Source organism: Sphingomonas sp. PvP055, assembly GCF_040546365.1.
In the GTDB taxonomy this organism is placed as follows: domain Bacteria; phylum Pseudomonadota; class Alphaproteobacteria; order Sphingomonadales; family Sphingomonadaceae; genus Sphingomonas; species Sphingomonas echinoides_A.
In genome coordinates this window covers 1660903-1683939 of record NZ_JBEPNS010000001.1, presented here as the reverse complement: position 1 = coordinate 1683939, position 23037 = coordinate 1660903, and the positions used below count along the sequence as shown (strand labels likewise).

The 23037-nt window shown below is 66.3% G+C and carries 24 protein-coding genes and 1 tRNA gene; 7 read left to right on the top strand and 18 right to left on the bottom strand.

All coding sequences use genetic code 11. The annotated features are described in order from the left end of the window. Window positions 1-26: 26 nt before the first annotated feature. From ABIC16_RS08140 to smpB, 4 genes are read right to left on the bottom strand one after another with little or no spacing between them, the layout of a single operon-like run. A complete protein-coding gene (locus ABIC16_RS08140) occupies window positions 27-2096 on the bottom strand; it encodes a M13 family metallopeptidase (protein WP_354292277.1) in 2070 nt (689 codons plus the stop codon). Between the two features lie 24 nt (window positions 2097-2120). After that, window positions 2121-4181, bottom strand: coding sequence for a M13 family metallopeptidase (locus ABIC16_RS08135; protein WP_354290706.1), 2061 nt, complete (start codon window positions 4179-4181; stop codon window positions 2121-2123). A gap of 54 nt (window positions 4182-4235) precedes the next feature. Continuing rightward, complete coding sequence (locus ABIC16_RS08130) at window positions 4236-4796, bottom strand: DUF2062 domain-containing protein (RefSeq protein ID WP_277970392.1); 561 nt, start codon at window positions 4794-4796, stop codon at window positions 4236-4238. A gap of 19 nt (window positions 4797-4815) precedes the next feature. After that, the gene (gene smpB / locus ABIC16_RS08125) at window positions 4816-5298 is read right to left on the bottom strand and encodes an SsrA-binding protein SmpB (protein ID WP_277970368.1); all 483 of its coding nucleotides are present in this window, start codon (window positions 5296-5298) and stop codon (window positions 4816-4818) included. Window positions 5299-5511: 213 nt separating this feature from the next. Here smpB and ABIC16_RS08120 point away from each other — a divergent pair, with 213 nt between their 5' ends. Next, window positions 5512-5913, top strand: a complete 402-nt coding sequence (locus ABIC16_RS08120) for an acyl-CoA thioesterase (protein WP_277970369.1) — start codon at window positions 5512-5514, stop codon at window positions 5911-5913. A 50-nt stretch (window positions 5914-5963) separates the two neighbouring features. Here the strand turns inward: ABIC16_RS08120 and dapA are convergent, their stop codons facing one another. Then, window positions 5964-6845: a 4-hydroxy-tetrahydrodipicolinate synthase gene (dapA, locus tag ABIC16_RS08115; protein WP_354290704.1), complete on the bottom strand. Its 882-nt coding sequence runs from the start codon at window positions 6843-6845 to the stop codon at window positions 5964-5966. An 88-nt stretch (window positions 6846-6933) separates the two neighbouring features. Between dapA and ABIC16_RS08110 the strand changes: the two genes are divergently transcribed. The 3 genes from ABIC16_RS08110 (at window position 6934) to ABIC16_RS08100 (ending at window position 9821) form a co-directional block, all read left to right on the top strand. Further along, on the top strand, window positions 6934-8925 hold the full coding sequence (locus ABIC16_RS08110; RefSeq protein ID WP_354290703.1) for a lytic transglycosylase domain-containing protein: 1992 nt from the start codon (window positions 6934-6936) through the stop codon (window positions 8923-8925). A 6-nt stretch (window positions 8926-8931) separates the two neighbouring features. Further along, window positions 8932-9438, top strand: coding sequence for a transcription elongation factor GreB (gene greB, locus ABIC16_RS08105; protein ID WP_277970372.1), 507 nt, complete (start codon window positions 8932-8934; stop codon window positions 9436-9438). Between the two features lie 128 nt (window positions 9439-9566). Beyond that, window positions 9567-9821: an acylphosphatase gene (locus tag ABIC16_RS08100; RefSeq protein WP_354290702.1), complete on the top strand. Its 255-nt coding sequence runs from the start codon at window positions 9567-9569 to the stop codon at window positions 9819-9821. A gap of 47 nt (window positions 9822-9868) precedes the next feature. Here the strand turns inward: ABIC16_RS08100 and ettA are convergent, their stop codons facing one another. Further along, window positions 9869-11548 carry an energy-dependent translational throttle protein EttA gene (gene ettA, locus ABIC16_RS08095; RefSeq protein WP_354290701.1) on the bottom strand — a complete coding sequence of 560 codons (1680 nt, stop codon included), beginning with the start codon at window positions 11546-11548 and terminating at the stop codon, window positions 9869-9871. Window positions 11549-11783: 235 nt separating this feature from the next. Between ettA and ABIC16_RS08090 the strand changes: the two genes are divergently transcribed. After that, window positions 11784-13190, top strand: a complete 1407-nt coding sequence (locus ABIC16_RS08090) for a M20/M25/M40 family metallo-hydrolase (RefSeq protein ID WP_354290700.1) — start codon at window positions 11784-11786, stop codon at window positions 13188-13190. Between the two features lie 151 nt (window positions 13191-13341). After that, complete coding sequence (locus ABIC16_RS08085; protein ID WP_277970375.1) at window positions 13342-13608, top strand: hypothetical protein; 267 nt, start codon at window positions 13342-13344, stop codon at window positions 13606-13608. A 122-nt stretch (window positions 13609-13730) separates the two neighbouring features. On the opposite strand, the gene ABIC16_RS08080 is transcribed toward ABIC16_RS08085, so the two are convergent. Then, on the bottom strand, window positions 13731-14363 hold the full coding sequence (locus tag ABIC16_RS08080) for a tetratricopeptide repeat protein (protein WP_354290699.1): 633 nt from the start codon (window positions 14361-14363) through the stop codon (window positions 13731-13733). A gap of 113 nt (window positions 14364-14476) precedes the next feature. On the opposite strand from ABIC16_RS08080, the gene ABIC16_RS08075 reads away from it, so the two are divergent. Beyond that, window positions 14477-15223, top strand: coding sequence for an HAD-IIB family hydrolase (locus ABIC16_RS08075; protein ID WP_354290698.1), 747 nt, complete (start codon window positions 14477-14479; stop codon window positions 15221-15223). 53 nt (window positions 15224-15276) lie between these two features. On the opposite strand, the gene ABIC16_RS08070 is transcribed toward ABIC16_RS08075, so the two are convergent. From ABIC16_RS08070 to gspF, 11 genes are all read right to left on the bottom strand, one after another. Continuing rightward, window positions 15277-16329 (bottom strand): Leu/Phe/Val dehydrogenase, encoded by a 1053-nt coding sequence (locus tag ABIC16_RS08070; RefSeq protein ID WP_354290697.1) that lies wholly within the window; start codon window positions 16327-16329, stop codon window positions 15277-15279. 26 nt (window positions 16330-16355) lie between these two features. Beyond that, a tRNA-His gene (locus tag ABIC16_RS08065) sits at window positions 16356-16432 on the bottom strand. Window positions 16433-16485: 53 nt separating this feature from the next. Further along, window positions 16486-17223 carry a type II secretion system protein N gene (locus tag ABIC16_RS08060; protein WP_354290696.1) on the bottom strand — a complete coding sequence of 246 codons (738 nt, stop codon included), beginning with the start codon at window positions 17221-17223 and terminating at the stop codon, window positions 16486-16488. After that, window positions 17220-17696, bottom strand: coding sequence for a type II secretion system protein GspM (gene gspM / locus ABIC16_RS08055; protein WP_354290695.1), 477 nt, complete (start codon window positions 17694-17696; stop codon window positions 17220-17222). Before gspM ends, ABIC16_RS08060 begins: the two co-directional genes overlap by 4 nt. Further along, entirely contained in the window at window positions 17693-18790 is a 1098-nt protein-coding gene (gene gspL / locus ABIC16_RS08050) for a type II secretion system protein GspL (protein ID WP_354290694.1), read from the bottom strand. The genes gspM and gspL overlap by 4 nt, the downstream gene beginning before the upstream one ends. Then, on the bottom strand, window positions 18787-19782 hold the full coding sequence (gspK, locus tag ABIC16_RS08045; protein WP_354290693.1) for a type II secretion system minor pseudopilin GspK: 996 nt from the start codon (window positions 19780-19782) through the stop codon (window positions 18787-18789). The genes gspL and gspK overlap by 4 nt, the downstream gene beginning before the upstream one ends. After that, window positions 19766-20431 carry a type II secretion system minor pseudopilin GspJ gene (gspJ, locus tag ABIC16_RS08040; RefSeq protein ID WP_354290692.1) on the bottom strand — a complete coding sequence of 222 codons (666 nt, stop codon included), beginning with the start codon at window positions 20429-20431 and terminating at the stop codon, window positions 19766-19768. Before gspJ ends, gspK begins: the two co-directional genes overlap by 17 nt. Continuing rightward, window positions 20428-20811, bottom strand: coding sequence for a type II secretion system minor pseudopilin GspI (gspI, locus tag ABIC16_RS08035; protein ID WP_277970384.1), 384 nt, complete (start codon window positions 20809-20811; stop codon window positions 20428-20430). The genes gspJ and gspI overlap by 4 nt, the downstream gene beginning before the upstream one ends. Then, window positions 20804-21277: a GspH/FimT family pseudopilin gene (locus tag ABIC16_RS08030; protein ID WP_354290691.1), complete on the bottom strand. Its 474-nt coding sequence runs from the start codon at window positions 21275-21277 to the stop codon at window positions 20804-20806. The genes gspI and ABIC16_RS08030 overlap by 8 nt, the downstream gene beginning before the upstream one ends. Further along, window positions 21252-21701: a type II secretion system major pseudopilin GspG gene (gspG, locus tag ABIC16_RS08025; RefSeq protein ID WP_431358411.1), complete on the bottom strand. Its 450-nt coding sequence runs from the start codon at window positions 21699-21701 to the stop codon at window positions 21252-21254. The genes ABIC16_RS08030 and gspG overlap by 26 nt, the downstream gene beginning before the upstream one ends. Before the next feature lie 17 nt (window positions 21702-21718). Continuing rightward, window positions 21719-22954, bottom strand: coding sequence for a type II secretion system inner membrane protein GspF (gene gspF, locus ABIC16_RS08020; RefSeq protein WP_354290690.1), 1236 nt, complete (start codon window positions 22952-22954; stop codon window positions 21719-21721). Window positions 22955-23037 lie beyond the last annotated feature (83 nt).

Genomic DNA, 23037 nt, shown 5'->3' with positions numbered 1-23037 from the left:
TCGGAGGGACGAGGGTAACACCGTCTTTACCAGATACGCACGCGCTGTTCCGGCGTCAGGTACAGTTTTTGTCCTGCTTTCGGATCGAAGGCGGCGTACCACGGATCGAGATTGCGGACGACCCACGCGCGCTGCTCGGACGGGCTGTGCGGATCGGTGACGAGCCGCTGCTTGAGGTTCGCCTCGCGGTAGTTGCGCCGCCACACCTGCGCCCAGCCGAGATAGAAGCGCTGATCGCCGGTAAACCCGTCCAGCGTCGGTGCGGGGCGGTTGCCCAGCGCGTGATGATAGGCGTCATACGCCACCGTCAGCCCCGCGAGATCGGCGACGTTCTCGCCGAGCGTCAGCGCGCCCTTCACATGGACGCCGGGGAGCGGTTCATACGCGTCATATTCCTTGACCAGCGCATCGGTGCGACCCTTGAACGCGGCAACGTCGGCAGGCGTCCACCAATCGGTGAGTTCGCCCTTGGCGTTGTACTTGGCACCCTGGTCGTCGAAATGGTGGCTGAGCTCGTGCCCGATCACCGCGCCGATCCCGCCGTAATTGACCGCGGGGTCGGCGTTGGGATCGAAGAACGGCGGTTGCAGGATCGCCGCCGGGAAGACGATCTCGACCATGCCGAAATTGGCATAGGCGTTCACTTCCATCGGGGTCATGCCCCATTCCCAGCGCTGGAGCGGCTTGCCGAGGTGCGAGACGTTGTACGCCTGCTGCCACTGGTTCGCGCGCCAGCTGTTGCCGTAAGCATCGCCCGCCGCGATCTTCAGGCCGGTATAATCCTTCCACTGCGACGGATAGCCGATCTTGGGGGTGAACGCCGCGAGCTTGGCGTGCGCCTTGACCTTGGTCTCCGGGGCCATCCAGTCGAGCTTGTCGATCCGCCGGTCCATCGCCGCGATCACGTTCTTGACGAGCGTGTCCGCCGCCGCCTTGGTTTCGGGCGGAAAATATTTGGCGACGTAAAGCTTGCTGACTTCGTCATCGAGCGCACCCGTGGTGAACTGGACCGCGCGCTTCCAGCGCGCTTCCTGCTCGGGCGTGCCCGACAATTGCGTGCCGAAGAACGCGAAATGCTCGTCGTCGAACGTCTTGGGGAGCACATCGGCATAGCTGTCGAGCGAGCGCAGGATCAGCTGGTCCTGCAGGACGCCGACCGGCGCCGCCGCGACGAGCTTGGCGATCCCCGCGACCGCGGTCGGTTGAGCGACGATCACGCTCGAGACGTTGGCACCGATGCCCTGGAAGTATGCCGGGAACGCAAACCCCGCCGCTGCCTTGGTAAGGTCCGCGACGGTCATCTTGTTGTAGGTCTTGGTCGCATCGCGACTGTCGATCCGGGTCCAGTGGACCTTGGCGATCTCGGTTTCGAACGCGACCAACGCCGCTGCCCGCGCTGCGGCATTGGGCTCGCCCGCCAGCGTCAGCATCTTGGCGACATGCGCCTGATAGGCGGCCTTCTTGTCCGCGAAACTCTGTTCGAGGTAATAATCCCGGTCGGGCATGCCGAGGCCCGACTGCGCGACCGACAGGGCATAGATTTCGGGCTGCTTGTCGTCCTGACCGACATAGGAACCGAACGGTCCGGCGATCCCGGCCTTGGTCGCTTCCGCGAGCAATGCAGGATAGGCCGCGTTGGTCTTCATCGCCTTGATCTTGCCGAGCCATGGCTGGATCGGGGCAAGGCCTTTCGCGTCGATCGCGGGGCGATCGAGGAAGGTCGCATAGGCCGTGCCGATCTTCGAGTTCCGGTCCCGCGCGACACCATCGAGGATCGTGCGTGTGCGGGCTTCCGACAGATCGGCGAGCAGATTGAACGCGCCGTAGTTCGACTTGTCCGCCGGGATCTGCGTCGTCCGCGCCCAGGTGCCGTTGGCATAAGCGTAGAAATTGTCACCCGGCGCGACCGAGCGGTCCATCCCGGGTTCGTCGAACCCGAAGCTGCCGAATTGTGGCTTGCCCTTGGCTGCGGCAGCCGATGCCGGGTCCGCCTTGGCGGGTGCGGGCGCAGGCGCGGTCTGGGCGATGCCGCCGGTGGCGACGGCCACCGCCAGCGCCCCGGCCGACGCCAGCGCAAGACTATAGATATGCTTCATCATGCTTCCCCAATTCTGGATTTGTTACCACACGCGAACACGGTCGGCGGGCGCCAGGTACATCGTGTCGCCGGGCTTTGCGCCGAACGCCTTGTACCACGCATCGACGTTGCGCACCTCCGCGGTCCGGAACGGACCCGGCGAATGCGGGTCGCTCAACAATTGCGACCGCAGCGCAGGCTCGCGGAACTTGATCCGCCACACCTGCGCATAGCCGAGATAGAAACGCTGGTCGCCGGTCAGGCCACCGAGCACGGGCGCAGTCTTGCCGTTCAGCGAGCGATGATACGCATCATACGCCACCGCGAGCCCCGCCAGATCGGCCATGTTCTCACCGAGCGTCAGGCCACCCTGGATATGCTGCCCGGGGATCGGCTCATAGGCGTCATACTGCTTGACCAGTCTGTCGGTGAGCGCGGTGAAGCGCTTGACGTCCTCGGGGGTCCACCATTCGGTCAGCTTGCCGGTCGCATCGAACTTGCGGCCCTGATCGTCGAAATGGTGGCTGAGCTCATGCCCGATCACCACGCCGATCCCGCCGTAATTGACCGCCGGATCTGCCTTGGCGTCGAAGAACGGCGGCTGGAGGATCGCGGCGGGGAAGACGATCTCGTTCATCGTCGGGTTGGCGTAGGCGTTGATCGTCATCGGCGTCATGCCCCATTCGGTCCGGTCGATCGGCCCGCCGAGCTTGTTGAGATCGCGCTGATATTCGAACGCATTGGCCGCCGCGACGTTGGCGACGAGATCGCCGCGGGAGACGGTGAGCGCGCTATAGTCGCGCCACTTGGACGGATAACCGATCTTGGGGGTGAAGGACGCGAGCTTCTGGTGCGCCTTGACCTTGGTTTCGGGCGCCATCCATTCGAGCTTGTCGAGCCGCTGCCCCATTGCCGCGATCACGTTCTTGACGAGCTGATCCGCCGCGCTCTTCGATTCCGGCGGGAAATATTGCGCGACATATTGCTGGCCGACGTCCTCGCCCAGCGCCCCGCCAACGACCGCTACACCGCGCTTCCAGCGCGGCTGTTGTTGCGGCGCACCCGACAGGACCGTGCCGTAAAAGGCGAAGTTGGTCTGGTCGAACGCCTTCGACAGATACGGTGCGTAGCTGCGCAACACCTTGAGCGTCAGATAATCCTTCAGCACCGGCAAGGGCGTCTGCTGGAACAATTGCGCCTCGGCCGCGACCGCGCTCGGCTGGCCGACGATATAGGCGGGCTGCTGCGCGACGCCGAGGGCGGTCTGATAGTCGGTCCAGGGGAAGCCCGGCGCCTTCGCGGCGAAATCGGCGGCGGTCCACTTGTTGTAGCGCTTGTCGGCATCGCGCGATTCGATCCGCGTCCAGTGTCCGGTCGCGATCCGCGTCTCGAAAGCGACGATTGCGGCGGCGCGTGCTTCGGCATCGGGTTCGCCGATCAGGCCGAGCATCTTGGCGAGATACGCCTGATAGGCGGCCTTGGTTTCGATTAGCTTGGGATCGGTCTTGAGGTAATAATCGCGGTCGGGCAGCCCGAGGCCCGACTGGCCGGTGCTGACGATGTAGCTGGTCGGCGTTTTCGCATCGACGCTCACGCCGACCCCGAACAGGCCGCCCACGCCGAGCCGCTGGAGCTTGGCCATTTCCACCGCGAGCGCGGTCTTGTCCTTTGCACCCTTGATCGCGGCGATCCACGGCTGGATCGGCTTGGCGCCCTTCGCTTCGATCGCGGCTTCGTCCATGTAGCTGGCGTACATGTCGCCGCTCTTGTTGCCCGGCGTCTTCATCGCGGTTTCAAGAATGCCGCGAGTCCGCTCGGTCGACAAATCCTGCAACACGTTGAACATGCCGAATGCGGCCCGGTCATCCGGGATCGCGGTGGTGCGCGCCCACGTTCCGCCGGCATATTCCGCAAAATTATCGCCCGGCTTCACGGTCTTGTCCATGCCCGCGAGATCGAGACCGAATGCGCCATAGGTTGGTTTGTCGGGAAGCGCCGCGGTCGGAACGCTCGGCTTGGGCGGTGTCGCGCCGGTCTGCGCATAGGTCGCCCCGGCAAGCGCGACGGAGGCGGTCAACGATAGGAGAAGATGCGAACTACGCATTTAAAGCCCTTCAAATCATAACGAAAGCCCGCGTGTTCTATCCAGCCGACACGCCTAGTCAAACGCGATCGCGAAATTCCGTTCGATCGAACGTTTCCGCCATTTGCGCCCGATCCGGACCCGCCACACCAAACCCGCGACGACATAGCCGATGATGGCGAGCACCGCCGACAGAACCGCCAGCCCGACGATCGTCGCCGGGCCGACTTGCGCGACCAGCGTATGGAGCCAGTCGACATGCGCCGCGACGTTGCTCGCGATCGGGCGACCCGGCACCGTGCGATCCAGCCGCAGGACCCACAGGCCGATATGATAGGCCGAGAAATAAATCGGCACGCTGGTCAGCGGGTTGTGTAGCAACGTCGTCGCCACCGCGACCGGCACGTTTGCCCGCACCGGCAAGGCCGCCAATGCCGCAACGGGCGCATGGACGAACGGGAACAGGATGCCGCTCACCACCCCCAGCGCGACGCCGCGCGGGACCGAGCGGCGGGTGAAACGCCACAAGGCAGGGTGCAAGATGCGATGCGCCACCGGGCGTAGGAAACGGTTGCGCTCGATCTTGTCGCGCGTGGGGATATGCCCGAGGGCGAAGTTCCAGATCCGCGACCCCATCCCCCGCGCGCGGGATGCGTCACCCACGGTCGCGCATCAATCGACCCTGCTCGCGCTTCCAGTCGCGCTCCTTGATCGAATCGCGCTTGTCGTGCGCCTTCTTGCCCTTCGCGAGCGCCAGCTCGACCTTCGCCCGGCCGGTCGAGTTGAAATAGATCATCAGCGGGATGAGCGTCATCCCGTCGCGATTGACCGCACCGTGCATCTTGTTGATTTCCCGCGCATGCAGCAGCAGCTTTCGCGGGCGCTTCGGTTCGTGATTGAAGCGATTGCCGTGGCTGAATTCGGGGATGTTCGAATTGACCAGCCACACCGCGCCGTCCTTGGCCTCAGCATAGCTTTCGACGATCGACCCCTGCCCGCTGCGCAGCGATTTCACTTCGGTCCCGGTCAGTGCGATGCCAGCCTCGAACACGGTCTCGATGGAATAGTCATACCGCGCGCGTCGGTTTTCCGCGACGATCTTGGTTTTCTCGAAGGTTACAGGTTTGGGACGCGCCATAGGCTGGGCGATGTAGGACGTCCCACCCCCGAACGAAAGCCCTGCAATGACGGGACACAGCCCGGCGATGGATGGCGGCGCCGAAACCGGGGATAACGGGGATCGAACCGACCGGTCCATCGTTGCAGTCGTAAGGCCATCGGTACTGACAGATTTGTAAAGACCTGGGCGCTAGGCTCTCGCAACGCAGCCGCATCTGGGGTAGGATAGAATATGGTCCAGTTCGCAACGCACCAATTCCCGATCGATATCGACGCGGCGGACATCGATTTCATGGGTCACGTCAATAACGCGTCGTATCTCAAGTGGGTACAGGCGGCGGTGATCAGCCACTGGCAACGCTTCGCCCCTGCCGACGCGCTGGCGACGCACGCCTGGGTCGCGCTCAAGCACGAGATCACCTATCGCAAGCCGACGTTCCTCGACGACGAGGTGATCGCGACGGTCTTGCTCGAGAAGGTCCAGGGCGCGCGCGCGTTCTACGAAACGATCATCAAGCGGGGCGAGGAGGTTCTGGCCGAGGTGAAATCGAGCTGGTGCTGCCTCGACATAGAAACCAAGCGCCCTGCCCGACTCGGGCAAAGCGTGATCGACCGGTTCTTCGCCAAGGATTGATCCGGGCGCCGCAGCGCCCGGTCGATCCGGGCGTCAGCGGCCAACCCCGTTCAAACCAGTCCCGCCGCCGCCAGCCCGGCGTCGACAGCGCGCTGGCTCGCCTCGCTTGGCCATGTCATCGGCAGCCGCAGGGACTTAGGAAATGTCGAGCGCACGCGGTTCACGGCATATTTAACCGGCCCCGGCGACGCATCCGTGAAAAGTGACCCGTGAAGCGCGAACAACCGATCGTGCAGAGCCAAAGCGGCGGCATAGTCGCCCGCAGCGCATGCCGCCTGGAAATCGGCGCACAAACGGGGCGCGACGTTGGCAGTCACTGAAATGCACCCCACCCCGCCCGTCGCGTTGAACGCGAGCGCCATGTCGTCGTTTCCGGACAGCTGGACGAACCCCTCGGGGCACACCGCCCGCTGCGCCGAGACACGCTGGATCACGCCGGTCGCATCCTTGATTCCGATCACGCTCGGCAGCGCGTGCGCGATCCGACCGACAGTCTCGACCGCGATGTCGGTCACGGTCCGGCCGGGCACGTTGTACAGCACGATCGGCAAGCTGCTGCTGTTCGCAACCGCCTCGAAATGCCGGAAGATCCCTTCCTGATTGGGGCGATTGTAATAGGGCGGAACCATCAGCGCGGCATCTGCACCAGCAGCCTTCGCCGCAGCAATGTTGTGGATCGCAACCCGCGTATCGTTCGATCCGGCGCCCGCCAGGACAGGAACGCGCCCCCGCACCTGATCGACGCAGACCGCGACGATGTGAAAATGCTCGTCGGCGGTCAGCGTCGCCGCTTCGCCGGTCGTCCCGCACGGGACGAGCCCGGCGGAACCTTCGGTAATCTGCCACTCGATGAAATCACGATACGCCGGCTCATCGAAAGCGCCGTCCGCAGCAAACGGCGTGACAAGCGCCGGGATTGATCCCGAAAACATAGTGTTGTGCTCCTGCGCGCGGGATGATCCGTCGGCTTTAGGTGTTTTTCCCCGGGACAAATACGGACAGGAAGCATAGTCTGTCCACATGATTACAACGGTGTTCAAATCGGCGTTCTTGTTGGCCAGCGTATCCAGTCTGGCGGTGCCCGCGGATGCGGTGCAGGAACAGCTCGGCTGGGGGCGCGCGACGCAAATCCTGACCGGCACCAATGCGTCGAATGTCGCGATCGCGACATCGATCGCGGAGTGGAAGGCGTTGCAAAGCCCGGGATACAGCTTCGATCGCTACGCGACCTTCCTCGTGGCGCATCCCGGCTGGCCCAACGAAATGGCGTTGCGCCGCCTGGCGGAGCGCGCACTCGAGACTCCGGGCTGGTCCCCGGCGAACGCCGTCGCCTTCTTCCGCCGCTTCCCACCGCTCAGCGGGACGAGCCGCACGCGCTATGCCGATGCGCTGGCCGCCACCGGTGCGCGCGCCGAAGCCAATGCCGCCGCGCGCGCGGCCTGGATTTCCGGAACGATCTCGCCGGTCGACGAGGCGCGGATCCAGGCGTTCTACCCCGGCGCGCTGAGCCAGGCGGATCAGGACGCCCGGATGGACATGCTGCTGTGGCTCAACTCGACGCTCGCTGCACAGCGCCAGATCGGCCTCACCAGCCCGGCGCGTCGCCCGATCTTCGAAGCGCGGCTCGCCTTCCGTACCAACGCGCCCGATGCGTCCGATCGGGCCGCCGCGACGCAGGCGATCGGCGGCGCGGACCCCGGCTGGATCGCGGATCGCGCGAGCTGGTTCCGCTTCAGCGGCGCCTCGAACAGTGCGCGGGCCACGCTGGCGCAGCGCCTGCCGCTGGCGACCGTTCCGGCGAGCCCCGAACAATGGTTCGAGACGCTGCTGACCAACGCCCGCGCTGCCGCCAACGACGGACAGATCGCAGTCGCCTATGACATCGCGCGTCGGGTCGACGATGCCTATCCTGCGGGAACCGACGTCAGCACGCGCCCCTATGGCGAGCGCGACGACTATACCAGCCTCGTCTGGCTCGCCGGACAGGCGGTGATGAAGCAGATGAACCGCCCAGCCGACGCGACCGGGCTGTTCCTGCGCTATGCCAACGCGTCGCGCACCTCGACGACGCAGTCCAAGGGCTTCTATTGGGCAGGCCGCGCGGCCGAAGCCGCGGGACGCCGCGCCGAAGCCAATGGCTATTACACGCGCGCCGCCGGGTTTCGCGACTTGTTCTACGGCCAGCTTGCGATCGAACGGCTCGGCCAGACGCTGACCGCGCCCGGCACCGCGACGTTGCGCCCGGTCGATGCCGCGACCCGCGCGAAATTCTATGCCCGCGAAACGGTGCGAGCCGCGCAATATCTCGGCACGACCGGCGCCTGGGCGGACCAGACAGCGTTCATCCGACAGATCGCCGCCGACGCCACGACCGACAGCGACCATGTCCTCGCGTCCGAAATTTCGCGCACGCTCGGCCGCCCGGATCTGGGCGTGATGGTCGGGCGGAGTGCGTTGCAGAACGGTCTCAGCGAATATTCGACCGTCGGCTTCCCGAGCGTCAAGGTGCCCGTGTCGAGCCAGGACGACTGGACGATGATCCATGCGATCGCGCGGCAGGAAAGCCAGTTCGACCGTGCGGCGGTCAGCCACGCGGGCGCGCGCGGGCTGATGCAGTTGATGCCCGGCACCGCGCGCGAAACCGCGGGCAAGATCGGCCTGTCCTACGATCCGTCCGCGCTGACCACCGATACCGATTACAACATCATGGTCGGGTCGAGCTATTTCCGGAAGATCTTCGGCCTGTTCGGCAGTTATCCGCTCGCGGTTGCCGCCTATAACGCCGGGCCGGGCAACGTGAACAAATGGCTCCGCGCGAATGGGGATCCGCGGATGGCGGGTGGGCCGGACATGATCGACTGGATCGAGGCGATCCCGATCTACGAGACCAAGAATTACGTCCAGCGCGTGCTCGAGAATGCGGTGGTCTATGACCTGATGAACCCATCGCGCGCGCGCTCGTCCGGGCCGAACCGAATCAGCTGGTATCTGGGCAAACGCACGCCGGGCTGACACGCGATGGATCGTCCCAATTACATCACCCCGGCGGGCTATGCCGTGCTCAGCGCGGAATATCGGCAGTTGCTCGGCGAGGAACGGCCCAAGCTGGTCGACGTCATTTCCTGGGCGGCGGGGAATGGCGATCGCTCTGAGAACGGCGACTATATCTACGGGCGCAAGCGCTTACGCGAGATCGACCGGCGGCTCGGCTTCCTTGCGCGGCGGATGAAGGCCGCCAAGGTCGTCGATCCGGCCGCGCAGCCCGACCGGACGCGCGTCTGGTTTGGCGCGACCGTGACGATCGCCGACGAGGAGGACGAACACCGCGTGCTGACGCTGGTCGGCGACGACGAAACCGATGCCACCGCGGGCCGGATCGGCTGGAACGCGCCGATCGCGCGCGCCTTGCGCGGGGCGGCGGTCGGCGACGTCCGGCGCGTGGCCTTGCCCGCCGGGGAGCGAGAGTATGAGGTCATGACAATCGCCTACCCCGCCGCCCGCGCGCCTTCCGTCGCCGACGGATAAGGGTTGGGTGGTGGCGTGATGTCGTGCCAAAGTACGAGATGCGCCGCTTACCCGCAGCGGTTAACGATTTCGATCCCGTGTGACGTGTTCGAATCGAGTGAGTAATGATGGCGATGCAACGCGTATTCGTGAGCGGCAGGGTCCAGAACGTGGGGTTCCGCGACTGGACCGTGCGTCGGGCGAGTGAGCTCGACCTGACCGGTTGGGTTCGCAATCGCACCGATGGCCGGGTCGAGATCCTGGTCGTCGGGGACGAGGCGACCGCGGCGCAACTGGTGGCGCTGTGCCATGACGGCCCGCCGACCGCGCGCGTCGATCATGTCGCGGTCGAAGTGGCGGACGAACGGCCGCCCAAGGGCTTTACCAAGCGCTTCACGGCGTAAGGCTGCGCGCAGGAGAGCGCGGCACCATGCCGCGCTCTCCTGGCCGATCAGCGGGTGAGCTTCTTGTACGCGAGCCGCGTCGGACGGTCCGCCGCATCGCCCAGGCGACGCCGCTTGTCTTCCTCGTACGATTCGAAGTTCCCTTCGAACCATTCGACATGACTGTCGCCCTCGAACGCGAGGATGTGCGTGGCCAGACGATCGAGGAAGAAGCGATCGTGGCTGATCACCACCGCGCAGCCTGCAAACGACTCCAGTGCCTCTTCCAGCGCACGCAGGGTCTCGACGTCGAGATCGTTGGTCGGCTCGTCGAGCAGGAGGACGTTGCCACCCTCCTTGAGCATCTTGGCGAGGTGGACGCGGTTGCGCTCACCACCCGACAGCTGGCCGACCTTCTTCTGCTGGTCCTGGCCCTTGAAGTTGAACGCGCCGACATACGCCCGCGTGCCCAGCTCCTGCTTGCCGAACCGGAAGATCTCGAGCTTGTCCGAGATTTCTTCCCAGACGTTGTTGTTAGGATCGAGGTCGTCGCGCGACTGGTCGACATAGCCAAGCTTGACCGTCTGGCCGACTTCGATCGAGCCGACGTCCGGGGTTTCCTGGCCCGTGATCAGCTTGAACAGCGTCGACTTGCCCGCGCCGTTCGGCCCGATCACGCCGACGATCCCGCCCGGCGGCAGCACGAAGTCGAGGTTCTCGAACAGCAGCTTGTCGCCGTAAGACTTGGTCAGGCCCTTCGCCTCGATCACCTTGCCGCCGAGACGCTCGGGCAGCTGGATCAGGATCTGCGCCTTGCCGATCGAACGGTTCTCCTGCTTCTCCATCAGCTCGTCGAATGCGCGGATACGCGCCTTGGACTTGGTCTGCCGCGCCTTGGGGGTCTGCCGCATCCACGCCAGCTCGTCCGAGATCGCCTTGGCCTTGCCCTGCTCCTCGCGCTCTTCCTGCTCGAGCCGCTTGACCTTCTTTTCCAGATAGCCGGAATAGTTGGATTCGTAGGTGTAGTAACGCCCGCGATCGAGCTCGAGCACCCAGTTGACGACGTTGTCGAGGAAGTAGCGGTCGTGCGTCACGAGAATGACGTTGCCGGTATATTCCTTGAGGTAATTTTCTAGCCACGCGACGCTCTCGGCGTCGAGATGGTTGGTCGGCTCGTCGAGAAGCAGGATGCCTGGCTTCTCCAGCAGCAGCTTGCACAACGCGACGCGACGCTTCTCACCACCCGACAGGTTGGTGACCGCGCTGTCGCCCGGCGGGCAGCGGAGCGCTTCCATCGCCTGCTCAAGCTGGCTGTCGAGCGCCCAGCCATCGGCGGCGTCGATCTTGGTCTGGAGATCGCCCATTTCCTCCATCAGCGCGTCGAAATCGGTGTCGTCCTGCGGATCACCCATTTCGGCCGAGATCGCGTTGAACCGCTCGACCATCTGCGCGACCGGGCCTGCGCCCATCTTGACGTTTTCCATGACGGTCTTGGTCGGGTCGAGCTGCGGCTCCTGCGGCAGATAACCGACCTTGATCCCGTCCGCGGCCCACGCCTCGCCGGTGAAGTCCGGGTCGATCCCGCCCATGATCTTCATCAGCGTGGACTTGCCCGAACCGTTCGGTCCGATGATCGCGATCTTCGCGTCGGGCAGGAACTGCAGGTGGATGTTGTTGAGCACGGGCTTTGGGGCACCGGGGAAGGTCTTGGTCAGGCCCTTCATCACATAGCTGTACTGCACGGCCATAGCCGATGATGCTCCGTTCACATGAGGCTGAAATTGATGGATTGCATGTAGCGAGCATGCGGCGGATTGGCAACGTGGCCGCCCGTGGATACGGTGGCGTCACGACGCGGGGGGCGTCACGAACCGGACGGAAGATCCGCGCGCGTCCTGTCTCCTGCACGCACCCTAGCCGCCGGCGCTGTCGGCCCGGCCAATCCCAGCCTTCCAAGGCCAGCCTTCCAAGGAGTGTCCCTGCATGACCATCCGTTCGCTGTTTCTCGCGTCGACGTTGCTGGCCACCCTTTCCTCTCCCGCGATGGCGCAGCGCGCCACGCCCGCGGCGGTCGCGCCGGATGCGGCCGTCGCTTCGATCCGCGACAAGGCGCTGCAGGACGACGTCGCCTATGACATCGTCTCCGGGCTGACGACCGAGATCGGCCCGCGTCCGGATGGCTCCCCCGCCGAGGAACGCGCGCGGCAATGGGCGGTGGTCAAGTTGAGGGCGCTGGGCTTCCAGAACGTGCGGATCGAACCCTACGAACTGAAGAACGTGTGGATTCGCGGCATCGAGACCGCCGAAGTCGTCGCCCCCTTCCCGCAGCCACTGCGGCTGACCGCGCTTGGCAACTCGGGCGCGACTCCGGCCAAGGGACTGACGCTGCCGGTGGTCTATTTCCCCAGCTTTAACGATCTGCTCCTCGCGCCCGCGGGTAGCCTGAAGGGCAAGATCGCGTTCGTATCGAACAGCATGCAGCCGACGCAGGACGGTTCTAGCTACGGCAGCCAGGGCGGCGCACGCTTCCTCGGGCCGAATGTCGCCGCGACCAAGGGTGCCGCCGCGATCGTGATCCGCTCGATCGGGACCGATCATGGCCGCGGGCCGCATGCGGGGACGACCAACTTCGCACCCGGCGTCACCCCGATCCCCGCTGCCGCGTTGTCGGTCGCGGATGCGGAAAATCTCGAACGCATGTTCAAGACCGGCAAGCCGGTGTCGCTGCACCTCACGCTGACGCCGACGGTCGTGCCCAGCCGGACCTCGGGTAACGTCATCGCCGAAGTCCCCGGCTCCGATCCATCTGCGGGGATCGTCCTGATCGGCGGGCATCTCGACAGTTGGGATCTCGGCACCGGGGCGATCGACGATGGCGCGGGCGTCGCGATCACTGCCGCCGCCGCCAAGCTCATGATGTCTGCGGGCACACCCCGTCGCACGATCCGCGTCGTCTGGTTCGGCGACGAGGAAACCGGCGGCTTCGGCGGCGCCGCTTATGCCAAGGCGCATGCGACCGAGCAGCATACGATCGCGGCGGAATCGGATTTTGGCGCGGATCGCGTGTGGCGTTTCGAAACCAACCTGCCCGCCAGTGCCAAGCCGGTGGCCGACCGCCTTGCAGTAGCGCTTGCGCCAATCGGCGTGGTGCGCGGCGCGGACACGGCGCACGGCGGGACCGATGTGGAGGCGACGCTGGCACTCGGCGGCGGCGGGATCGACCTCAACCAGTCGGGGCTGCGGTATTTCGATTACCACCATACGCCCGAAGACACGCTCGACCTGATCGACCCAGCGCAGTTGCGGCAGAACGTCGCGGCCTGGGCGACGATGCTGGCGGTCGTCGCCAATGCGCCAGAGACGATCGGACCGGTCGGTGCGACGAAGTGACCTCCACTCGTCGCAAATATGGCTGAAACGTGGCAGCTTCGTATCGAAACGCGGGATTGCGGATTGACGCACCGCAGCGACCCGTTATGCCACCGGTCTTCGCGGCGGCACCTGTCACCGTGAAATGCCTTATTTGCTTGGGAGCAATTGCATGAAGAAGACCGCCCTTGTTCTCGTCGCCGCCGGCCTGGTTTCGCTCGCCGCCTGCAACAAGAACCCAGAAGCTGCTGCGATCGAGAACAATGCTGACATGGTTGCCGACGCAGTCGACAACAACGCAGCGATGATCGACGACATGGCTGCCAACACGTCGAACGCTACGGCTTCGGCAGTCTTGGACAACAAGGCTGATGCGATGAAGGACCAGGCGGACAACATCCGCGCCGAGGGCGACGCCAAGGCCGACAACGTTCAGTAAGAACGTTGGCGCCGGGCCGTTGCTCGGACGCTTCGAGAAGGGCGCTACCGCATCGCGGTGGCGCCCTTTTTCGTGTTCGCACTGCGGCATGATTGGCGGCGGGGCGCGGTACCCGTCGAACCCTACCCCGCCGGAATGCGTGCGATCATCGCGTCGAGCGCAGCGAGCCGCAGCGCGATCCCTGCACGATACGGCGCCTCTGCCGGGGTCAGCGCAAGCGCCCGCGCCCAATAGCGGCGACCCTGGCGGAAATCGCCCGACTGCACATACGCCAGCCCTTCGAAGAAGGGCGGCGCCGGATGCTCGGGCGCAAGCCGCGTCGCCTGGTCGAACGCGAGTTTCGCCGCTGGCGACACCGCCCCGCCGTCATGCTGCGCGATTGCGGTGCCGAGCCCGGTCCACAGCGTCAGGCTGCGCGGATAGGCGTTCGCTCCCATCAACACCACGCGCGCGCCGCTGTCCCGGCTGCCGCCGCGCATCAGCGCGTCCGATGCGATGAGATACGCGCCGTCTCCGCTGAACCGCCCGAGCATCTGGTCGCGCAATTCGGTGACTTGCGGATAGACCGTGACCGGCTCGACGTCGCGCTCCACCGGATGCCCGGACAAGCCGGCATGCTCCTGCAGCGCATAGCCCGTCGCGCCCAGCATCAGCGCCGCGCCGACCGTGGTCCACAACGTCCGCGCGACGCCAGCGACCCACAGCGCGCCGAAGATCGCGACCCCGCACAGCACCAACATGACCCAACCGCTCACGCGCGTGCTTCCGAACCTGTACCCATCCCCCGACCATGCGCGCGATCCATGCTATGGGCAACCGCAAGCGCCCTTTGCGCGTTGCCGCTTCGCTCTCCTCGCAGGATATTTTCATGAAGAAACTCATTGCGTTCGACCTCGATGGCACCCTCGCCGAAAGCAAGCAGCGGATCGGTGCGCCGATGGCGGCGCTGCTGAAGGATCTGCTCGCGGTCGCGCGGGTGGCGGTCATCTCCGGGGGCGACTGGCCGCAATTCGAAACGCAGGTGGTGGACGCGCTTCCTTCGGGGACGCGCCGCGACCATCTGTTCATCATGCCGACGACGGGGACCAAGCTGTACCGCTTCGACCAGGACACGTGGACCAAGGTCTATGCCGACGTCTTCGCGCCCGAGGAACGCGACCATATCCTGGAAGCGCTCGACAAGGCCGTGAGCGACGCGGGCTCAGCCGATGAGCGGACCTGGGGCGAGCGAGTCGAGGATCGCGGGAGCCAGATCACCTTCTCCGGGCTCGGCCAGCAGGCGCCGCTCGATGCAAAGAAGGCGTGGGATCCCGATTTCGCCAAGCGCAAGGCGATGCAAGTCACCCTGCGCAAGGCATTGCCGGACCTGTCGGTGAACATTGGCGGATCGACCTCGCTCGACATCACGCACAAGGACATCGACAAGGCCTATGCGATGCGCCGCCTGGCCGAGGAGTCGGGAATTGCCACCGAAGACATGCTGTTTCTCGGGGACGCGATCTACCCCGGCGGCAACGACGATGCGGTGCGTGCGGCGGGGATGGACACGATCGCGGTGCGCGACGTGGAGGATACGATGACGGCCGTGCGCGCGATCATCGCCTGCCTGAAGTAGAAGCTATTGAACGGTCCGCTTCCCCGGCGTTCACCGGGGAGCGAACCAAACCTTTACGCGCGCCCGATCAGCTTGCGGGCCATCGCATCGGCGACGTCCGATGCCGGTGCGCCGGAGCGCTCGCTCTCGTCCCAGATCGCGACGAGCCGGTCCGGAATGCGCGTGATGCGCGATTCGACCTCGGCCTGATCGCCGTGTCCGAGATATTCGAGCCCGACGTTGATGATCCCGCCCGCGTTGATGACGTAATCCGGGGCGTAGAGGATCCCGCGCTCCTGCAACGTCGTGCCTTCGGCCTGCGTCGCGAGCTGGTTGTTCGCGCCGCCCGCGATGATCTTGGTCTTGAGCGCATCGATCGACTCGGGCGTCAGGATCGCGCCGAGCGCGTTCGGGCTGACGATATCGGCTTCGGTCGACAGGATCGCGTTTGCCGGGACGGTGGTGCCACCGAGTTCCTCGGCGAGCGCCTGCGCGCGCCCGGCATTGACGTCGGACAAGGTCAACCGCGCGCCGTCCTTGGCCAGCAACCGCGCGAGACCGCCGCCGACGCTGCCGACACCCTGGATCGCGACGTGGACGCCGCGCATGTCGTCCGCACCGAGGCCGCGCTTCGCCGCCGCCTTGACGCCGAGGTACACGCCCATCGCCGTGTACGGCCCGGGATCGCCGCCCGCGCTGCCCGCCGCCACGGGAAGCCCCGAGACGTGCTTGGTCATCGTTGCGATCGTCTTCATGCTTGCTTCGGACATGCCGACGTCTTCCGCCGTCACATAGCGACCGCCGAGCGATTCGACCGCGCGACCGAACGCCTCGAGCTGCGCCTGGGTGATCGTGTCGCCCGGGTTCGCCGCGAGGACCACGCCCTTGCCGCCCCCCATTGGAAGGTCCGCCATCGCGTTCTTGAAGCTCATCCCGCGCGACAGGCGCAGCGCATCGGTGATGGCGCGCTCATGATCGGCGTAATGCCAGAACCGGACGCCGCCGGCGGCTGGCCCAAGAGCAGTGGAGTGGACCGCGATGACCGCCCGAAGGCCGCTGGCCGGATCGGTGAAGAGATGGACGCCTTCATGGTCGTCGAAATCGGGGAAGCCCCAGCCGGTGGTCAAAGCGAATTCCTGGCTGCTAGAAAGAATGGGGCGACCGACGGGACTTGAACCCGCAACATCCGGCATCACAAGCCGACGCTCTAACCAATTGAACTACGATCGCCGCAGAGTGAGCGCCCCTAGCGGGACTGGGGGCCCAGCGTCAAGAATGCTCGTTCACAAATTCCCGTCAATCGTGAGCAAATGCCCCTTCGCGGTCGGGCGGAAGCCGCCCAGCTCGAGCTTCTGCGCGATCGTCGGGTCGGTCGGGCGAACGGTAAGCTGCGCGGAGAACCGCCCGTTCTGCCACAGCCGAAGGTCGATCCGCTCGCTTCCCGCCTGGCTGACGAGCGGGAGCAGCACCGCCCCGGCGTCGCACCGCGCGGTGCCCGAAAGCCCCTGCCCCAAGGCGATTCCCGCCATATCGCCGCTCAGGACGGCCTTCACCCGGCCCTCCGCGGTCTCGCAATTCCCGTCGCGATAGCGGACGCTGACGTCGTCCAGATCGATTCCGGTCACCGGCAACGGCGCGAACACGTTCCCGGCGGGAAGGCCCGCGGTCATGTCGTCGATCCCGACGGCATGGCGCGACACGCTGATCGCCCCGCGAATCGCCCGCGCCGCGGTGGACGAATCGGTCGTGGATTGCCCAGCGACGTCGATTCGCGCGCGCCCGACCGCCAGCGGCCACGGCGACACGCGCGCGCTGAGATCGCCCAGTGCGATCGGCCCGACTCGCGCCTCGCGCAGACCGCCGAACCACACGCTCCCGGTCGCCTCGCGCGCGGCGACATGCGACTGATCGAGATCGAACCAGCCGAGCACCAGCCGCAACGGCAGCAGCACGAGCAGCGCCAGGACGAACACAGCGCCGAACAGCGCGACCGGCGGGGTGCGGAGGCGGAACCGGCTCATTGTCCGCGGGCCCGAAGGGTCAGCTGTGCGGCGACGGTGCGGTCGCCATTATCGGTCGTGGTCAGTTGCTCGACCAGAATGCCGGATGCCTCCAGATCCGCGACCCAGCCGGTCAACGCCCCCGGTCGCGCGGAGGCGATCGCGATCGCGACTCGGTCGCTGCCCTGCGGCGTCACCGTCGCCAGCGCGAACCCGGCGTCGTTCGCGCGCGCGCGGATCACCGACTCGATTGGCTCCTGAAGCGGTGCGATCCGGTCGGCCTGCGCGGCCTTGACCGCGTCGACCCGGACTTGCGTCTCGCCAAGCGCGATCACGTCGGTCGCGTGGCGGCCCCGTTCGGATTCGAGGATATCGTTGAGCGGAACGATCAGCAGATACGCGACCGCGAGGATCGCGATGACGGCGCCGCCAAAGACGAGCCGCTGTTCGCGTTGCGTGCGGGCGCGATACCAGAGCAGCAGGCGGTCGGTCATCGCGGCTTCACCATCAGTTCCCCCGTCAACCGCCCGCCGGTCGACACCAGTTGCCCCGGCGTCGTCGCCTCGAATCCGGCGGCGTCGATCCGGCGGCGCAAGTCGAGGATCTGGCCTTCGTTCTGCAACCCGACCGTCACGCGCAGCGCGCCGAGCGAATCGAACGACACGGTGCGCAATTCGGTCCCCGGTGTCGCCTGGATCGCGGCGAACACCGCCGCCGTCGTCCGCGTGAAGCCCTGCCCGCCCCCGCGCAGCCGCTCCAGCCGCGCGTCGAGCTGGCGATCGGCATCGCTCACCGCCTCGCCCCGCGTCAGCCCGCTGCGTGCGAGCAGGTCGGTGCGCCGTTCGAGCTCGTTGGCGGCGGTCGAATATTTGAGCAGCAGCACCAGCGTGATCAGCACGGTCACGCCGATGATCGCCGCACTCAGCCACGCAAGCCGCCGGATCAAGGCCCAGTCGATCCCGATCTTGCGCCGACGCGCAAATGCGCCCTGGCGAAGATCGAGTGCGGGTGCGGTCACCGCCGCGACAATCGCCTGCTCGACCGCTTCGCGCCCCATCACTTCGGGTGCGACCCCGCCCGTGACGAGTTCGGTCAGCCGCGCCTCGTCCGCGAAACCGCTTGTCGTTCCGCGCACCACCCCCTGGCCGCCAAGATCGGCGCGGAGATACCCGCTCTCGGGCCGGGGCAGCAGCATCGGGGCTGGCAGGATCGCATCCGGGTCGACCCCGTTCGCCACGAGCGAGTCGAGCCACGCCTGCATCTGCCCCGCAGCGACGACCCCGATCGGGCGTTCGGCGTTTGCGCCCTCGCGCCCGACCGCGACGTGCAGCCCAGCGATCGGAGTCGCGCTCGCGTCCGCAACCACCAGCCGGGCGGCGGTGGCGGCTTGCGCCGCGGATCGATCGGGCAATTCGGCCCAGTGGAGCGTCACCGCCTCCGCCGGCACCACCGCGACGTGCGCGCGATCGGCGTTCGCGACGAGATCGGGAAAGCCCTCGCCGCGCCCCGCCACCGCACCGTCCGCGAGGTGAAGCCACCGCCACGGCAGGTCGGGCGTCGGCAGGAAGAGGACGAGCGTATCGGTCATGGTCGCTCGCCCCATTGCCGCGAGACGAGCCGCGCGGGAAGGGTTGATGCATCGATCAGCCCCGATTGTTCGAGAACGGTCCCGCCCAGCGTCACATCGACCTTGAGCGTGAACCATTTGGTGGTGATGGCAGTTTGCGCGGTCGCTACTCCGGGACCGCCCGTGACGGCGGTCTGCGCCCAGAAGGCTTCGGCCGTCGCAAAGCCGGTTGGCGGACGCTTGAGCAGCGCCTGCCGCGCGCCCTCTACCGTCAGTGTGCCGGGTAGCAGCATCGCCACCAGGGGAGCCTGCTCGGGAAGCAGCGTATTGACGTTGATCATGGAAGGCTTGGCTTCGGGCAAGGTGCACAGCCACGGGCGCAGTTTTTCGTAATCGGTCCGCGAAACCCCGCTGACCGCGCGGAGCTCGCTCGGATCGCTCATCAGCGTGTTGCCGGTGCGATAGCCCTGCCGCCCGCCGCCGTAGGACGAATCCTCCGCCCCGCCGCTGTCGAGCGGCGAATTGTCGGTGTCGATCCAGTCGGCGGTCGCGGCGGCAATCGCATCGGGGGATCTGGCGTTGGGATCGACCAGCCGGATCAACTGCGCGAACACGATCCGCGCGGGCGTGTAGGCGGCATAAGAACCGGGCGTCGTTTCGACCACCAGACTGTTGAGATTGAAGCAGTTTCCGCCATCGGTCACGCGCGCGGTAGCGCTGCCGTTGGGGATGGGCAGCGCGAACGGGGCGTCGCTCCAATTGCCCTGCAAGGTAACGCGTTGTTGGCTCTTCCGAAGCAGGTCGGTCACCTTGACGACCGCGAGCGTCTCCGCCGCGAGCGAATAGGCGCGCGCCTGGTCGAGCGCGACCGCATTGCCGCCGAGCCGCGTCGCCAGCCGCAGTTTCTCGAGCGCGGTGCCCGCGAGCACCGCGATCACCGCGACGAGCAGCAGCACCGTCAACAACGCGGCGCCCTGCTCGCCGGGGCGGCGGGGGTCAGTTGATCCCCGCATTGATCCGCCTCCCATAGCCCGTGCCGACCAGGAACATCTGCCGTGTCTCGACGCCGTTGCTGCGCAGGATGCGCAGTTCGACCGCATCGGGGAGCGGCGTGCGTAGGCTTCCCGCCCATTGATCGCTCCACGCCCCGCGGATGCGATAGCGCAGCGCCACCTGCTTGACCCGCGCGACGATCGCGGTCGGGGGGAGCGGCTGCGCGCCGTCGAGCATCGGGTAAGCGACTCGCGCGAACGCGCCGTCGACCAGCGCATATTCGACCTTCTGCACTTCGGCGCGCGGCGCACCGTCGAGGTCGCTCCATCCCCCGCGCACGAACCGCAGCATCGGCACCGCCCCCGGTCCCGACCCGCCGACGAACGCGGGCGTGAGGTTGCCCGCTTCGTCGCGCACCGGTCGGTCGATCGCCTGTGCGAAATCGGCGGTCATGATCGAGGAGAGCTGGTTCATCGCGGAGACGTCGTCGAGCTTGGCAGCGGTCGCCCCCTGCGCGCGGACGGAAAAGGACAGCAGCGCGACTCCCGCAGCGGACAGCAGGCCGAAGATGAGCAGCGAGATCATCACTTCAATGAGCGTGAAGCCAGCGTCCGCGGCGCACAGCGGATCAGGTGTTGCCTCGCACCGCGCGGACCGAGCGCGCCTCACGACCGTGTCGCCCCGTCCCGCACCACCGTGAGATGCCCCGCGCTACGCCCGCTCGGGTCCAGCACCGTGACATCGATCTTGAGAATCCGCGCATCCCCGGTCGGCTGGACCACGCGCGTCCAGGCCCAGGTGCGTCCGCCATTCTGCTCGACCCCGCTCGCCACGCCTAGCGTCGGCGCGCGCGCGTCGGTCATCGCCGTATAGGCGACGTTGCGCGCGACGATCTGCGCCATCAACGTCGTGTCGAGCGTACTCGCGCCGCGGATCGTCGCGCCCTCCAGCCGGATCAAGGCCAGCGCAGCGAGACTGAACACGGCGAGCGCGACCATCATCTCGATCAGCGTGAAGCCGCGGTCGTCCAGGCACGCGCGGTCAGGCACCGACCTTGACCCGCCCGTCATTCCCTATCCGCACCGTCAGGTTTTCGGTCGCGCGATGCAGCACCACGTCCATCGGGCGATCCGCGCTCCCGGTCGAATCGAACAGGATCCGGTCGCGCCCGCCCGATGCCGGCACGGCTTCGGTCCCCTTGCTCCAGCGCGTCACGCGCAATGGCTTCTCGCTCATCGCGACCCATTCGCCGCCGCGCCGCGCATCGAAGCCATAGCCCCCCGCCGACACCCACACGCTGACCGGCCGGGACGTCACGATCGCGAGATCGTGCGCCGCGCGGGTGCGCAGCGCGAATTGCGTCGCCTCGTCGCGCAGTCGACCGCGCGGATCGGGCAACGCCAGCACGACGACAGCACTGGCCAGCCCGATGATCGTCACCACGATCATCAGCTCGATCAGCGTGAACCCCGCGTCGCGTGAGGTCAGCTTACTGCCAGCTACCGATGTCGGCATTGACGCCCTCGCCGCCTTCCTTCTTGTCGGCGCCGAGCGTCCAGATGTCCGCCTCGCCATGCTGGCCGGGGGCGGCATACAGATAGGGCTTGCCCCACGGATCGAGCGGAAGCTTCTTGATGTAGCCACCACGCTGATACTTGCTCGCGTCCGCATCGGCGGGGGCGCTGACCAGCGCCTGCAACCCGTCCGTGGTCGACGGATAGGTGTCGTTCTGCAGCTTGTAGAGATCGAGCGCGCCTTCGATCTGCGCGATGTCGGCCTTGGCCTTGGTGATCTTGCCCTTGTCGCCCAGCGGCAGGACATTGTAGGTCACGATCGCCGCGAGCAGCCCGAGAATGACGATTACGACCATCAGCTCGATCAAGGTAAACCCCTGTTCCGACGACCGAACGCGGCGGCTGAGAGTGGGGGTGGCAGGCATATCCGTCATAACAAACCTCATTGTCCGGCAAGCGTGTTGAGCTGCAGGATCGGCAACAGGATGGATAGCACGATCGTCGCGACCACGCCCCCCATCAGGACGATGATGATCGGTTCGAGCAACGACAGCGCCGTCGTCGTGAACCGGTCGAATTCGCGCTCGAGATAATCCGCTGCGCGCTCGAGCATGTCGTCGAGCTGGCCTGCGGTTTCTCCGGACGCTGCGAGATAGGTCAGCAGCGGCGGGAACACACCCGTCCGCCGCATCGCCGCCGACAGGCTCCCGCCGCCGCGGATCGCCTCGACGATCTCGTCCGACGCCGCCTTCAGCCGCAGGTTGCGGATCGTGCCGCCGGTCAGCGCGAGGCCTTCCAGCAGCGGCAATCGGCTCGCCACCATCGTCGCCAGCGTCCGCGCCATCCGCGCGGCGTGGAGATCGCGGAACAGCCGCCCGATCAGCGGCACGCGCAGGATCCACGTATCGAAGCGCAGCTTGACCGAAGGGTTCTTGAGCGCGCGCCAGAAGCCGATCCCGCCGAGCACAATCGCGAGCAGCAACGCCCACCAATAGGCGACCATGAAGTTCGAAATGCCCATCACGATCCGCGTCAGCAGCGGGAGTTGCTGCCCGACCGTATCGAACTGCTCGACCACCTGCGGCACGACGAACACCATCAGCGCGGTGACCACCGCCATCGCGACCACCGCGAGGACCGACGGGTACGCCAGCGTGGTGATGATCTGCCCGTTGATCTCGGCCTGACGCTCGAGCAGCACCGAGAGCCGTTCGAGGATGACCGGAAGCGAGCCCGAGGTCTCACCCGCCGAAACCATCGCGCGGTAGAGTGCCGGGAAGCTCTTCCCCTCGCGCGCCATCGCCTCGTGAAGCCGGCGTCCTTCGACCACGCCCGCGTGAACCGAGTCGACGATCGCGCGGACATGCTCCTGGTCGGTCTGGCGCGAGATCGTACGCAGCGATTGTTCGAGCGGCGACACGCGGTTGAGCGTTGCGAGCTGGCGCGTGAACAGGGTGAGCTGCTTGGTGCTCATCTTGCGGCTGCCGAGCCTGAAGTCGGAGAACAACGGCTTCCCGCGGGTGGCGGCGGCGGCACGGCCCGAGCCGGGCTCGACCTTGACCACGTACAGCTTGCGCCGGTCGAGCAGCACGCGCGCCTCCTCGATCGACGGCGCAGCAACCTGCCCGCGCGCCTCGCGGCCCTTGGTGTCGATCGCGAGGTAGTCGAAGTCAGGCATTTGGACACCCGATACGGATCGCCCTCACATCCGTTCGTTTCGAGCGAAGTCGAGAAACCTGCGCTGGTGCCGGGTTTCTCGAC

Coding starts and splice junctions, on each gene's coding strand:
- ABIC16_RS08075 (WP_354290698.1), top strand. CDS start 14,477: ATGAAGAAACTCATTGCGTTCGACCTCGATGGCACCCTCGCCGAAAGC.
- ABIC16_RS08060 (WP_354290696.1), bottom strand. CDS start 17,223: ATGAGCCGGTTCCGCCTCCGCACCCCGCCGGTCGCGCTGTTCGGCGCT.
- smpB (WP_277970368.1), bottom strand. CDS start 5,298: ATGGCGCGTCCCAAACCTGTAACCTTCGAGAAAACCAAGATCGTCGCG.
- ABIC16_RS08110 (WP_354290703.1), top strand. CDS start 6,934: ATGATTACAACGGTGTTCAAATCGGCGTTCTTGTTGGCCAGCGTATCC.
- gspK (WP_354290693.1), bottom strand. CDS start 19,782: ATGCGGGGATCAACTGACCCCCGCCGCCCCGGCGAGCAGGGCGCCGCG.
- gspL (WP_354290694.1), bottom strand. CDS start 18,790: ATGACCGATACGCTCGTCCTCTTCCTGCCGACGCCCGACCTGCCGTGG.
- ABIC16_RS08135 (WP_354290706.1), bottom strand. CDS start 4,181: ATGCGTAGTTCGCATCTTCTCCTATCGTTGACCGCCTCCGTCGCGCTT.
- ABIC16_RS08130 (WP_277970392.1), bottom strand. CDS start 4,796: ATGGGGTCGCGGATCTGGAACTTCGCCCTCGGGCATATCCCCACGCGC.
- ABIC16_RS08085 (WP_277970375.1), top strand. CDS start 13,342: ATGAAGAAGACCGCCCTTGTTCTCGTCGCCGCCGGCCTGGTTTCGCTC.
- ABIC16_RS08120 (WP_277970369.1), top strand. CDS start 5,512: ATGGTCCAGTTCGCAACGCACCAATTCCCGATCGATATCGACGCGGCG.
- gspF (WP_354290690.1), bottom strand. CDS start 22,954: ATGCCTGACTTCGACTACCTCGCGATCGACACCAAGGGCCGCGAGGCG.
- ABIC16_RS08090 (WP_354290700.1), top strand. CDS start 11,784: ATGACCATCCGTTCGCTGTTTCTCGCGTCGACGTTGCTGGCCACCCTT.
- dapA (WP_354290704.1), bottom strand. CDS start 6,845: ATGTTTTCGGGATCAATCCCGGCGCTTGTCACGCCGTTTGCTGCGGAC.
- ettA (WP_354290701.1), bottom strand. CDS start 11,548: ATGGCCGTGCAGTACAGCTATGTGATGAAGGGCCTGACCAAGACCTTC.
- ABIC16_RS08030 (WP_354290691.1), bottom strand. CDS start 21,277: ATGCCGACATCGGTAGCTGGCAGTAAGCTGACCTCACGCGACGCGGGG.
- gspM (WP_354290695.1), bottom strand. CDS start 17,696: ATGACCGACCGCCTGCTGCTCTGGTATCGCGCCCGCACGCAACGCGAA.
- gspG (WP_431358411.1), bottom strand. CDS start 21,701: ATGCCTGCCACCCCCACTCTCAGCCGCCGCGTTCGGTCGTCGGAACAG.
- ABIC16_RS08140 (WP_354292277.1), bottom strand. CDS start 2,096: ATGAAGCATATCTATAGTCTTGCGCTGGCGTCGGCCGGGGCGCTGGCG.
- greB (WP_277970372.1), top strand. CDS start 8,932: ATGGATCGTCCCAATTACATCACCCCGGCGGGCTATGCCGTGCTCAGC.